7 protein-coding genes are annotated in these 14061 nt (G+C 40.7%); 1 reads left to right on the forward strand and 6 read right to left on the reverse strand.

The window, feature by feature from the left end:
- Positions 1-29 precede the first annotated feature (29 nt).
- The gene (locus tag ACM46_RS02105) at positions 30-2723 is read left to right on the forward strand and encodes a TonB-dependent receptor domain-containing protein (RefSeq protein WP_048504955.1); all 2694 of its coding nucleotides are present in this window, start codon (positions 30-32) and stop codon (positions 2721-2723) included.
- Positions 2724-3171: 448 nt separating this feature from the next.
- Here the strand turns inward: ACM46_RS02105 and ACM46_RS02110 are convergent, their stop codons facing one another.
- From ACM46_RS02110 to ACM46_RS02135, 6 genes are all read right to left on the reverse strand, one after another.
- Entirely contained in the window at positions 3172-3669 is a 498-nt protein-coding gene (locus ACM46_RS02110) for a cupin domain-containing protein (protein WP_048504956.1), read from the reverse strand.
- A 48-nt stretch (positions 3670-3717) separates the two neighbouring features.
- The gene (locus ACM46_RS02115; RefSeq protein WP_048504957.1) at positions 3718-5988 is read right to left on the reverse strand and encodes a GH92 family glycosyl hydrolase; all 2271 of its coding nucleotides are present in this window, start codon (positions 5986-5988) and stop codon (positions 3718-3720) included.
- Between the two features lie 17 nt (positions 5989-6005).
- Entirely contained in the window at positions 6006-6869 is an 864-nt protein-coding gene (locus ACM46_RS02120) for an ROK family protein (RefSeq protein ID WP_048504958.1), read from the reverse strand.
- Positions 6870-7014: 145 nt separating this feature from the next.
- Positions 7015-9426: an endo-beta-N-acetylglucosaminidase H gene (locus tag ACM46_RS22905; RefSeq protein WP_083997315.1), complete on the reverse strand. Its 2412-nt coding sequence runs from the start codon at positions 9424-9426 to the stop codon at positions 7015-7017.
- Between the two features lie 57 nt (positions 9427-9483).
- Positions 9484-11631: an endo-beta-N-acetylglucosaminidase H gene (locus ACM46_RS22910; protein ID WP_083997316.1), complete on the reverse strand. Its 2148-nt coding sequence runs from the start codon at positions 11629-11631 to the stop codon at positions 9484-9486.
- An 80-nt stretch (positions 11632-11711) separates the two neighbouring features.
- Positions 11712-14036 (reverse strand): PIG-L family deacetylase, encoded by a 2325-nt coding sequence (locus tag ACM46_RS02135; protein WP_048504959.1) that lies wholly within the window; start codon positions 14034-14036, stop codon positions 11712-11714.
- Between the last annotated feature and the right edge of the window lie 25 nt (positions 14037-14061).

Here is a 14061-nt window from a genome sequence, read left to right on the forward strand (position 1 = left end):
TTTTTAATTAATCTAAACTTTTAAACAAAATGAAATTATATATTTCCAAGTTTATTCTTGGTCTAATGATCCTGTCTGTACAATTTATATCCGCTCAAAACCTTACCAAAAGCCAGTTCAAAGTCAAAGGAAACTGCGAAATGTGCCAATCCAGAATAGAAACTGCGGCCAAAAAAGCAGGAGCAAAAACAGCCGTTTATTCTATTGATCTGCAAACACTGACTTTAGAAACCGATTCCAAAGTTTCTACAGACGAAATTTTAAAGAAAGTAGCTGATGCCGGCCATGACAACGAAAAATTCAAGGCAGCTGATCATACTTACAAAAATCTTCCGGGATGCTGTCATTATGAAAGAAACCTTCAGCCTTCTCCTGCAGAAACGGAAGCTCATCAGCAGCATACTAAAAAAGAAAATGAATTTTATGTAAAAGGAAATTGTGCTTCATGCAAGGCCAGAATTGAAAAAGCAGCTAAAGCAGCCGGTGCAGATGCTGCAGAATGGAGTGCAGAAAAGCAGACAGTAACCCTGGGTTTTGATGCGTCAAAAACTTCATCAGATCAGATTTTAAGAGCTATTGCTGATGCAGGTCATGACAATGAAAAGTATAAAACCTCTGATGCTGTCTACAAAAATCTTCCGGGATGCTGCCTGTATGACAGAGATATTGCTTTTGGTGAGGCGAATCCTAACGTTCACTTCCAGGAAGAAGCAAAGCAGGAAAATCATACTGAGCAGGTCAATACAACTCACACTGAAACCCATGAGCAGAATGAGAAAAAAATTGAAGGCGTAACCCTTACAGCTTCAAAAGCCGCTACTGCATTAAGCAAAAAGGAAGCGGGTCTTGTTTTTAATATTGACAAAAAGGAATTATTAAAAGCCGCCTGTTGTAACCTATCGGAAAGCTTTGAAACCAACGCTACCGTAGATGTCTCTTTCAGTAATGCCGTTACAGGAACCAAACAGCTTAAAATGCTCGGACTGGATCAAAAATACACCAGCCTAACTAAGGAACTTCTTCCAGAAATCAGAGGTCTTGCTTCTGCTTACGGATTGAATTTCATTCCCGGAAGATGGATTGAAAGCATTCAGCTGACGAAAGGAGGAAGCACCGTAACAAACGGCTACGAAAGTATCACGGGACAGATCAATACCGAGCTTTTAAAAAATGCAAAAGAACCGGAAACTTCATTAAATATTTTCGCTGATTTCAATGGAAGAGCGGAAGCCAACATTACAAGTGTCTCCTCAATCAACGAGAAATGGTCACAGACCTTTTTGCTACACGGAAACGGAACGTTCGGAGATACGGATATGAATGACGATACTTTCCTGGACAGACCGAAAGGAACGCAGATGAATGCTGCTTATCTCCTTAATTATAATGATCTTGAGAAATCCGGATTGGGGTCTCATTTCGGAATTAATTTTATCAGGGACGAGAGAACAGCCGGACAGATTGGTTTCGATAAAAACCTGGGTCAGGACAAGCAGGATGCTTATGGTGTAGGGATTGATATTTCAAGATTTCAGGTTTGGAATAAAACAGGATATGTATTCAAAGGAAAGCCTTATCAGAGTTTAGGCTGGATGAACCAGTACGTATACCATCAGCAGGACAGCTTTTTCGGACTGAGAAATTATTCCGGAAAACAGCATACCTATTATTCAAATCTGATTTTTGAAAGCATCATAGGGAACACCAATCATAAGTATAAAGCGGGAGCCAGCTTTTTATATGACGGCTACGAGGAAACTTATCTGAAGGATGATATGAGAAGGAACGAAATTGTTCCGGGAATCTTTGCAGAGTATACCTTAACCGGGTTAAAATATACTTTAGTTGCAGGAGCAAGAGCAGATTTCCACAACCTTGCAGGAACCCAGTTTACCCCAAGAGTGAATTTTAAGTATGATTTCACCCCTCAGACTATTTTAAGACTTTCTGCGGGAAGAGGATTCAGAACGGCTAATGTTTTTGCGGAGAATCAGCAATATTTTGCCTCCAACAGAAGTATTCAGATCTTGCCAAACGGTGGAAACATCTACGGATTAAGACCTGAAATTGCATGGAACTATGGAGCCAGCCTGCAGCAGGAATTCAAGCTTTTCGGAAGAAAATCTTCAATTGTTGCCGATTTTTTCAGAACAGATTTCCAGGATCAGGTACTTGTTGATCTCGACCGTTCTCCACAGCAGCTTACATTTTATAATTTAGAAGGAAAATCTTTCGCCAACTCTTTTCAGACGCAGTGGGACTTTACTCCTTTCAAAAACTTTGATGTAAGACTGGCTTATAAATATTATTATGTTCAGGCAGATTATATAGATGGCCGAAGAGAGGTTCCTTTTATGGCCAAGCACAGAAGCTTTGTTAACCTTGCTTATGCCACTAATAAAAATGACAAAGGCGGATTCTGGAGCTTTGATACTACGCTGAACTGGGTAGGAAAACAAAGACTTCCTGATACATCCAGCAATCCTGATGAATTCAGATTACCTGCTTATTCTAATTCTTATGCAGTCCTGAATGCTCAGATTTCAAGGAATTTCAATAAAAAAATCAGAGCTTATTTAGGAGGTGAAAACCTTACTTCTTACTATCAGAAAAACGCGATTGTGGATTTCAGAAATCCTTTCGGAAATTATTTTGATGGCGGAATGGTATATGCCCCTATTATGAAAGCTAATTTTTATGTGGGTCTTGATGTGACATTTTAAAGAATAGAAGCCGGATGATGGAAACAGGAAGTACTGTTTACCCATTCATTTCCGGAAGTTCAATTAAACATATTGAAGTAATTTAAAAACCTTATAGGTCTGCGAGACCTATAAGGTTTATTTTTTCCATAAGAACATACATTTAATTTTAATATTGATCATTGGGAAATAGAACGGTTTTGAAAACATCGCGTTTAAACTTTATTGGATATGATTCAAACCTTATAGGTTTTAAAAACCTATAAGGTTTATTTTTTCCCATAAGAATATAGGTTTAATATTGATAAGGGGAGAAATAGAAAAGCTCTGAAAACCTTATGTTTAAACTTGAATAGATGTGATTCAAACCTTATAGGTTTTAAAAACCTATAAGGTTAAACAATTTTTATTCTGCATAAAAAAACAGTACCGTAATACGATGCTGTTTTTACTTTTTATATCAGGAAGATTATCTTCCGAAGTCGTCCTGTACTCTCACAATATCATCTTCATCAGAAGGATGGGAAGCATCTGTATGCTGCCAGATCTCTGCGACTACGCCCCAGCCTGCCAGACCTATCAGTCTGTGTCTTTCGCCCTGCTGAAGCTTAATCTGATCTTTCGGATGGTATTCTTTCAATTCGCCTTCTTCATCGGTATTGCTTGTTTTAATTCCAACTGTACCTTCCACTACCTGCCAGATTTCTGCTCTACGGTGGTGATACTGCCAGCTTAAACGGGCTTCCGGAGCTACCAATAGAATCTTAGGACTCAGCTTCCCTCCTATTTTCAGGCTTTCCACATCGATTCCGTCAAAATACTGATTGGCAAAATCCTGGGCCTGATTTTCATCAATGACAAAAAATCCTCCCCACGGTCTTGTCTCATCTTTTGCTGCAATAGTAAAACCCTGGGTTTCCAGCATTTTTCCTACCTTATCGAATATTTCTGTTTTCTCTGCACTCATAATGTATTGCTGTTCTAAAATTATTTCAAATATAAAGTTTGTTAATGACTATTCTTTCGACATTGAATAAGGAAAATCTTTTTCCTGAGATCCTCTTTCTTTGTTGGGCTTACTGTCCATCTGGAATTCCAGAACCGCTCCTTTCATCAGTTCTTTGTGGCTGAGCCAGTTTTTTGAGTAAGGCCGAAGATTTACGTTTAAAGATTTTACATATAAATTTTCTGCACTGTTTTCCGGTGCTTTTATTTCAATTTTCTTACCGTTTTCCAAATGAACCACAGCTTCTCTAAAAAGCGGAGTTCCCAGTACGTACTGATCTGTAGCAGGCGTTACCGGATAAAATCCTAAAGCTGAAAATACATACCAAGCAGAAGTCTGCCCGTTATCTTCATCGCCGCAATAGCCATCCGGAGTCGCATAATACAGCTTATCCATCACCTGTCTTGTCCAGTATTGTGTTTTATAAGGTGCTCCTGCATAATTGTACAGATAAATCATATGCTGAATAGGCTGGTTTCCGTGGGCATACTGTCCCATATTCATGATCTGCATTTCACGGATCTCATGAATAACACTTCCGTAATAGCTGTCATCAAAAACAGGGGGAAGGGAAAATACCTCATCCAGTTTGGCTTCGAATTTCTTTTTGCCGCCCATTAATCCGGAAAGTCCGTCGATATCCTGGAAAACAGACCATGTATAGTGCCAGCTGTTTCCTTCTGTAAAGGCATCTCCCCATTTAAACGGATTGAATGGAGACTGAAATTTTCCGTCTTTATTTTTACCACGCATCAATCCTGTTTCGGGATCGAACAGATTCTTATAGTTATAGGCTCTTTTTTTATAGATCTCAATTTCGGTGGCTGGTTTTCCCAATGCTTTTCCTAACTGATAAATCGCAAAATCATCATAGGCATATTCCAGTGTTCTGGCTGCATTTTCATTGATCTTTACATCGTAAGGAACATAGCCCAATGTGTTGTAATATTCCACGCCTCTACGGCCTACGGCATCTATAGGTCCTTCATGATTGGCTCCATGTTTCACAGCTTCCCAAAGTGTTTCTACATCATAGCCACGGAGACCTTTGATGTAGGCATCGGCTACTACGGAAGCGGAGTTGTTTCCAATCATGATATCAGAATAGCCGGGACTGCTCCACTCCGGAAGAAATCCTCCTTCCTTAAATGTATTCGCCAGACCTTCCTGCATTTCTACATTGATGCTTGGATATACAAGGTTCAGAAAAGGATACAAGGCACGGAAGGTATCCCAAAATCCGGTTCCCGCAAACATTTTTCCATCCAGTATCTTTCCGTTGTAGGGGCTCCAGTGTTTTACTTTGTTCTGGGCATCAATTTCATATAATTTCTGAGGGAAAAACAAGGTCCTGTACAAAGAGGAGTAAAATGTTCTCATCTGCTGATCGGTTCCTCCTTTCACCTCAATACGACCTAAAGTTTTGTTCCAGATATTTTTTGCGTCTGCTTTTACCTGTTCGAAATTTCTGCCTGCTATTTCTCTCTTCAGATTCAGTTCTGCCTGTTCGAAACTGATAAATGAGGAGGCTGTCCGGGCATAAACACTTTCTTTGTTTTTTAATTTAAACCCGACAATCGCGCCGGCATGATCGCTTGTAATTTCCAATTGATTTTTAACGAAAACACTGTCTTTCCAAGTCGTTGTTAAATCAAAGTCTTTATCAAACTGAATGACAAAGTAGTTTTTGAAATTGGTATATTTTCCTCTGGAATATTTGGTAGTATAGCCCAGGATTTTTCTTTCTTTAGGCAGGATTTTGATGTAAGAACCTTTGTTCAAAGCATCGATCACTACATACGCACTGTCTGTTTTAGGAAAATCGAATTTAAAAAAAGCGGCTCTTTCCGTTGGAGTAAGTTCTGTAGTTACGTTAATATCTGCCAGATAAACGCTGTAGCTGTAAGGTTTTGCATTTTCGGCTTTATGACTGAACCAGCTTGCCCTTTCTTCTTCTTTAAATTTCAGTTTACCAACCCCCGGCATAATGGCAAAGGCCCCGTAATCATTCATCCAGGGAGAAGGTTGATGGGTCTGTTTAAAACCTTTTATCTTATCTGCGTCGTAAGTATAGGCCCAGCCATCACCCATCTTCCCGGTTTGAGGAGTCCAGAGGTTCATTCCCCACGGAAGTCCTATAGCAGGATAGGTATTCCCATTGGATAGTGATGGTTTGGACTGGGTTCCCATTAAAGGGTTTACATAATCCGCGGGAGATATTCCCTGGCCCAGCGCAAAGATATTGAGTACAATAAAAAAAGTTGAAAATAAAGACTTCATGATATCGTTTTGTTAATTTATCTGTTGCTTTTTTTCAAAGCGTAACCGGCAGCACCCAGAATGGCTGCATCTTCAAAAATAGCTGAAATTTTAATAGGAAGACTGATTTTATGCTGCGATAAATGCTCATCGAGTCTATTTTTAAAATAAGGATAGACTTTTGCAATATTTCCGCCTATCACCAGAACTTCGGGATCATAATTTTTCACATATTTTACGATGAATTCTGCGAAGGAGTCTGCATAATCGTTAAACATTCTGGTCTGTATCTCTTCAGGTTTGTCTAATAAATCTTTGGTTCCTGAGATTTCTTCTCCGGTTAAAGCAGCATAGTGATTCACAAACCAGCGTGTCGCCAGATAATCTTCACAAATAGAATCTCTGAAAGGCGAATCCCACAGATCTTCATCTGAAGCGACTTCCCCATTATAAAAAGCACTCCCCAGGCCTGTTCCCAGAGTAACTCCAAAGATTCTGCTGTAATCTCTTACACAGCCACCAAATATTTCTCCCTCCAGAAAAGCTCCGGCATCATTAACAAAATGAATCTGGTCCGAAGAAATTGAGAGTCTTTTGGCTATTTCTTCTTTAATATTAACCTTATAAATGTCGATGAATTTTCCCTGCTGCATCAGCGATATTCCGTGTTCGTAATCAAAAGGTCCCGGCATGGCTATACCCATGAGAAGATCCTCCTTTACAAGATTCCGGCTTACTTTTTCGATGGCTGAGATCCAGTCAGAAAAAATAGTTTCCCGTGGCCCGAAAGAGTCTACATGCTCCCTCACATAAGTGGATGTAATGATTTCCCGTTTCTCCGGATCAACCTGTGCCATGGTAATATGCGAACCGCCTATATCTATTCCTACTATATTTTGCATTCTACTTTTGCTTTATTTTTTCTCTGTAAATAATTCTTTGTCTTTAAAAAGGGGACAGACAGGAAAGTAATGCTCTCCCCGTCTGCCCATCCTAAAATCCCCTAATTTATTTTTACTTTTTATTTGCCCATTGAGGATTGAGTCTTTATTCTACAATTACTTTTCCGGAAGATCCGGTTTTAGCATCTTTTGTATTGATCTTATACAGGTAAGTTCCTGCGGATAAGTTCCGGGTATTGATTACCGTATCGTTTTTATCAATTTTCTGACTTATTATTAATTTTCCTGCCGCATCATATAACATGATTTCGCTGGCAGAGCTGTCTTTGATGATGAAATGAATATTATTTCCTTTTTTAACAGGATTCGGATAGATGTCACTGATCTTATTCTTTCCGGAATCAATATCTTTTGTGGAAAGGGTTGTACAGGCCACGTCTGTTTTCCAGTTTGTGGCAGACATATTGATCAGGGTCGCAAAGTGGGTATTTGCTGTTGCATCCAATGCCCCGTTTCCGCTGCCTTCATTCATTCTCCAGTTGGCTTCAAGGCCCGGTGAGCTGGCTGCCACATTACAGTTATTGGCAAGAATCTCTGCCGGAGTCAATGCTCTTTTCCATACTCTGAATTCATCTAAAAAACCGTTAAGTGTACGGGAATTATCATAATTTCTGGCCAGATAAAGAATACCGTTCGCCGTAAAATTACCTGTAGCAGGAACACTGGCATCCAGAACACCATTCACATAGAGCTTCATCGCAGAACCATCATAAGTAGCGGCTACGTGATACCACGTATTGGTATTAAAAGTAGTTGCCGTATTAACCTTTACCTGAGCAGATCCAAAACTTAATATAAACTGCAGTTTATTATTAGCCAGATTCCCATCTCCGAATCTCAGTATGGCAGAATTGCTGTCTCCCACTTCAATACCCATTACGGATGAGATATAAGGAAATCCTGTTTTAAATCCATTCACTTTCACCCATCCCTCGAATGTCAAAGCGTTCCCGCTGAGATTAAACTGTCCGGCATTCAGATAATGAGTACTTCCGTTAAACGAAAGAGATCTTGCCCCAGGGCTTTGTACAGGAGCAAATCCACTGTTGAATGTTGATTCTCCGGAATAAGCGCTGGTACCCGCTCCACCGCATACAGCCTGTACTTTCCATAGGTAGCTGGTATTTTCCGTTAAAGCTGGCAATGTATAAGAATTGGTTGTAATATTTTGAACATCCGTCCAGGTTGTTGCCGCAGCAGTTTTATATTGCAAATTGTAAGAAGCTGCACTGCTTACTGCATCCCAGGATAATTTAGTTGTAGTTCCCAGGTAGCTTCCGGAGGTCAATCCTGACGGAGTTCCGCATGCACTCCCGGAATTAAAGCGGGGAGCAAAAAGGTAAGTACTTTTTAGGGTTGCAGAACAGTTAGACTGTATTCTCCAGTCATAATCCGTATTCAGGTTCAGACCATTAATGATAATATTACTTCCTGAATAGCTGGTCGCTACATTCACCCAAGTCGTTGAATTGGCAGGTTTATAATCAATATTGTAGGTCTGGGTCCCGTTGCCCGTCCAGTTGAGTTTAGCTGTCGTTCCGGTAAGATTTGTTGTTTCAAGCCCCAAAGGCGGATCACAGGCCTCTCCCTGAGCCCATGAATAAAGCTGACCGCTAAGCAATGTATTTTCGTTGTAAAGAATATTTGATCCTGTGCTCAGGTAGCTGGCATTATCCACCCCGTTAAGATCATACCACATAAATACTCCGTAACCGTCATTTTTAGTATTGGTTGCTAAAGTAGAAAGTGTAGCTGCAGAGGTAGACTGAGGGTTGGTATTCTTAATCCAGGTAGCTGCCGCAGAAAGTTTTGCATTGGTAAGCGGCGGTACTACGGGAGCGCTGTAAGTTCCATAATAGGGATTCCAGCTGTAGTTGATATAATTTCCGGCCATATCCCCATTATAACTTTGTCTGGATGTAGCAGGCCCTAAATAATAAAAAGTGATCAGCTTATCCGGCATTGCTGCTTTAAGCTCCTGTAAAAGCATTACAAAAGAACTGTTGTTGGGCTGTCCTGTTCCGTTGTTTCCATATCCTGCATATTCATCATCCAGGTCAATTCCGTCCAAACCGTAAGTATATACTGTATGAGCAAGCTGCAGAGCAAAATCTTTGGCTGCTTCCCTGGTTGGAAAGTTTGATATTCCGGCTCCCTGATGGTTTCCTAAAACATCCAGAAGCACCTTAATCCCTTTTTGCTGTAAAGGGCGTACATAAGTGTTCACATCGTTCAATACTTTGGTTACATTGTTATTGCTCGAAAGATAAGCCCTGCTTTTAGATGCATCATAATTAATATTGGCTGCAAAAATAATAGCCACATCAAAAAGCTGTCTGTTGGTGTTCTGTAATGTATAAGATCCTACATTCAGCATATTGTTATTGTTCACCTCCACATAGCACACCCCTACAGGATTAAGCTGCTGTGCGTTGAGTACAGATGCCGTGTGAATGGCCAATGCGGCTACGGCAGTAAGAATAGATTTTTTTCTCATAGTCAATTCATTGAATGGTTGGTAAAATCATTGGGCCTAAGCCCAATGACTTTTTTTTTATTTTACAATTAGTTTTTCCGTTTGTTTCAGACCTCCGTCCTGAGATTCGAACTGTATGATGTAATTGCCCATTGAAAGGCTAGACAGATCATACGCGTTGGCTCCGGCCTTTAATGTTTTGGTTTCTACAAGGCCTCCATTAAAATTATAAACCGATAATCTTCCTTTATTATATTCTTCAGGAATAGAAATGGTAAGTGGTGAAGATGTGCTTAAAGGATTCGGATATAATTTGATTTGTTTTTTAGCCATTACTTCTTCCTGGCCAACCGCTTTTTGAGCTTTTGAAGACCCTGTTTTCTGAGACCCTGTTGTACAAGGCACATCCGTTCCCCAATTGGAAGCATCAACACCGGTAAGGGTCAACGTAACTCCGTTTCCTGAGGTGTCCTGAACGGATGAACCGCTTCCTTCATTAAATTTCCAATAAGCAGCAAGAGAGGTAGCCGGAAGTGTCACATTACACATATTCTGACTGATCTCTGTCTGGCTCAGTGCCCGTTTCCATACTCTCATTTCATCTACCTTCCCATTGAAGTTTCTGGAGGTATTGTATAAATATCCTACATTGAATGCTCCGTTGGAAACCACATTACCGGTTTGGGACTTGGTGGCATCAAGAACTCCGTTGATATAAATTCTCATATTGGAACCATCATAAGTGGCAGCAACATGGTACCAGGTATTTGCATTTAATGCCGTAACGGATGCCAGTTTTTGCTGAACATTGTTAATGCTTAATACAAACTGAAGTTTGTTATTCGCCAGACTTGCATCGCCCAAACGTAGAAATGCAGAATTACTATCACTCACTTCTGTTCCCATTACGGAAGAAATATAAGGAGATGCGGATTTGAAAGAAGAAGGTTTGATCCAGCCTTCAAAAGATAATGCAGAACCGTTCAGATTAAGGTTTCCGGCTGATCCTGACTCACTGCTTCCGTCCAAAGATAATGCAGCAGATCCTGAAGGATTTGTAGTTCCTGTTCCGCTGTTGAATCTTGGAGCAAAAATATAGGTACTTTTTACGCTGCAGTTTGTTCTGATCCTCCAGTCGTATTCTGTATTGGCTGTTAAACCGGATACCGTAACTGAAGTAGAAGAAGTAGCCGTTGCAGCATTGGTCCAGGCAGTCGCGGAAGCCAGTTTATAATCTACATCATAGGTATTCGTTCCTACGGCAGACCAATTGAGTTTTACACTTGTTCCAGTAAGGTTACTCGTAAACAATCCGATAGGAGCATCACAGTTGGTTCCCTGTGTCCATAATTGCAAAGGTGTGCTTAAAACAGTCTGTTCTCCATACAGCGTCTGTGTTCCCGCAGAAAGCTGTGAAGTTTCATTGGTTCCGTGAAGATCATACCACATAAATACTCCGTACCCACCATTTTTGGTCTGGGTAGCTAAGCTCGTTGTGGTAGAATTGGATGTATTTCCCAACCATACAGCCGCAGGAGAGATCTGTGCATTGGTAAGAGGCGGAACATTAGGGGCAGAAAAAGTTCCGTACGAGGCATTCCAGCTGTGATTCACATAATCGCCCACTCTAAGCCCGTTCCATGAAAGTCTTGAAGCGGCAGGACCATAATAATAGAAGGTAATCATTTTATTCGGCAGCAGGGCTTTTAATTCCTGTACAAGCATCACAAAAGAGCTTGCGTTGGGCTGTCCTGTACCGTTTTGTCCATAATCAGAATACTCATCATCAAAGTCGATCCCATCAAGACCATACGTATTTACAGTGTGTGCCAGCTGCTGGGCAAAATCTCTGGCTGATTCGCGGGTAGGAAAATTACAGAGACCTGCTCCCTGGTGATTTCCCAGAATGGTTAATACCACTTTCATTCCTTTGTCCTGAAGCGGTTTTATGTAGGTACTTGCATTGGTCAGTACTTTCGTAACGTTATTATTACAGTACAGATAAGGTCTTCCGCGGGATGTGTCGTAATTGATATTAGCAGCAAAAATATTGACCACATTGAACAGGTATTTGCCCGAGGTCTGCAGCTTATACGATCCTGCATTCAGGAGGTTGTTGTTGTTTACTTCCACATAGCATATCCCCGTAGGGCTAAGCTGCTGGGCATTAAGCACAGGGATTGCATGAATGATCATTAAGATCAACATAGTAATGGTTTTTTTCATAATGTTTTTTTATTAAATGTTGTGTCGGCAGTATCTAAAATCTCATCATAGAAATTTAAAATTATGGGGTAAAATTCAGACTAGAATGCTCCTTCTGTAGACTTCTCCAGCTCCCTCGCAGATTTCAGGAACTCTTCCACATTCATTTCCTTGAAAAAGAGCAGGCCGTGTGTAGCCCGTAACCGCGGGCTTTCATTATCGTAGAAGTAAGGTTTCCCTAAAACAAGCTGAACATCCTGCAACTGTTCTACCCAGGTCTGAATAGAAAGGTGACTGAATTTCCCATCGTAACGGTAGCTCGGGAAAGACGCATCTACCTGGCTCATATAGCTGTTGGTGAAGCTTTCGTCCATCGTACTCATCGCATTAAGCGATACCGGAAAAATATGAGTCACATCTGCCGCATTAAACTGATACCAAACATTTCTGTAGCCCCAGATTTTAATATTTGAAAGGTCTTTTTCTTTGCCCCACTCTCTTACCGCTTCAGCAATCGCCTGTAAAACTTTATAGTGAGTATCCGGGCCGCTGCCTTCGGGATCAAATGCCAGACTTATGACGGTAGGATCAATATCCCTCAACTGTTTCAGGATGGGAATAACATCTCTTTCCCGGTTGGGTTTTTCTGTAAAAATAGCTCCGGTATAAAAACCCAGTCTTAAATGATGAACATTTTTGGTCCTTACCCCAAAATGGGCCCAAACCAGCTCTTCTTCATATTCACGGATCATTCCTTTTAAAGTCTGGATCTTAGGCTCAGGATTCTGGCCGTCATAACTAAAGTTTACGGCAGCGATAATTTCATGGATCCTTTCTTCCAGATCTTTTTTATTTTTCAGATCCCACAGCTCTACAATATTCCTTACCATTCTGTGCGAAACGGCTCTTGATCTTTCATAAGCATTTCCGGAGGCAATATTGATCAGGTAATGATAAACGTCTTTATCTTTTTTCTTTTTATAGCCTGCTTCAAAGAAATCCGGGTATTCAAGCATTTCAACTTCTTCCTTTTGCACAAAAGAAAGGGTATCGTGAAGGATTTTGATTAAAAATTTATTGGTAACCGCCGTAAATCCTGAGGTAAGCACCGAGTAATGGGACTCATTGGTCTCATTACGCGACTGATAATGAATATAAGGCAGTAGTCCTAAAGAGATATCATCATGATGCGGCCCTGTATGGTAAAAAACTTCATTGCTGAGTCTGTCTGTCCCTTTTGTGATTTTACCGGTAATAGAATCAATGACAGATTGAACCGTATGCTCTCCCAAATCAGGGATGAGCTTTGTGTACTGATCTTCTCTAAGATCGTCCAGCGTAATATGTTCCGCATATTTGTTCAGTTTTCGGGTAAGAGACATCACCGCTTTATCTGTCTTTTCCTGAGACCAGCTGCCTGAGCGGTAATAATCATCGATATAGTCGCTCAGCATTCCTGCTGCTCCCAAAGTGATGTAGAATCTGCCATTTGGAAGTTCTGCGAGGACAGAGGCAGGATAGAGATTGGATGGCGGAAGCTCCAGTGCATTTTTTATCATAGGGGCTTTTGCTTCTCCTGCTGCAAAAATAATGGCTACCGCGTCTTTATTGTAGGTAATGGTTTCCAGGCCAATCGTAATCACGAGTCTTTCCTTTGAAATCTCAATACCTCCCAAGTCTCCTGCTGCTACAGCTTGTGTCTCAAAATTGGTGGAAGTGAGCCGTGTTGTAGAATACGGATCGGAACCTTTGATATTAAATGCAATATGCCCGTCCGGACCAATTCCTCCAAGAAAAAAGCCAATTCCTCCCAATCCGCGTATCTTCTGCTCATATTCCGAGCACCAGTTATCAATAAGAAAAATGGATTCTTTCTGCAGTTTTTCCAGAGGGTTCAGCGCTTCCCTGTATCTGAGCTCCAGATTCACTTTATTTTCAGGGAAAATCTCTTCAAAGCTTTTGCCTTCCGCCAAAGGAATTTCGTTGGAGTTGATCAGCAGGGCATTTTCTCTTTTCAGCCCGAAGCTTTCAATATAATATTTGTTTACGTAATGGTAGAAACTATTCGCCTGTGATGACTGTATCGGATAAAACTCATCAATCTGAACAAAGTAAAGATTGGCCAGTGACGGTTTATCCTGAAAAAACAAACCATGTTTTTTCCTCAGTTCAACAACATTTTCATTTTCCCAGTTTTCAAGGATGTGTTTTGTCCAGAAAATAAAGTATTCCGGAGTTTTTCCCGTAGGAAGACTGATCACTCCGGTTGGGTTTTCGTGTACCCATTCCAGGAAGCGCAGTGCGGTAAGCATTCCTAAATTTGGAAAATTATCTACAACGATATAGGGAACATTCACCTTATTGTTGCGAGGAACATCATTCAGAAATGATTGTTCTACCGGCGTAAAAGTTTTGTTCTTTTCCATTACGTTTTTGTATTTAGTGTTATAA

This window comes from Chryseobacterium angstadtii, from assembly GCF_001045465.1.
GTDB lineage: Bacteria > Bacteroidota > Bacteroidia > Flavobacteriales > Weeksellaceae > Chryseobacterium > Chryseobacterium angstadtii.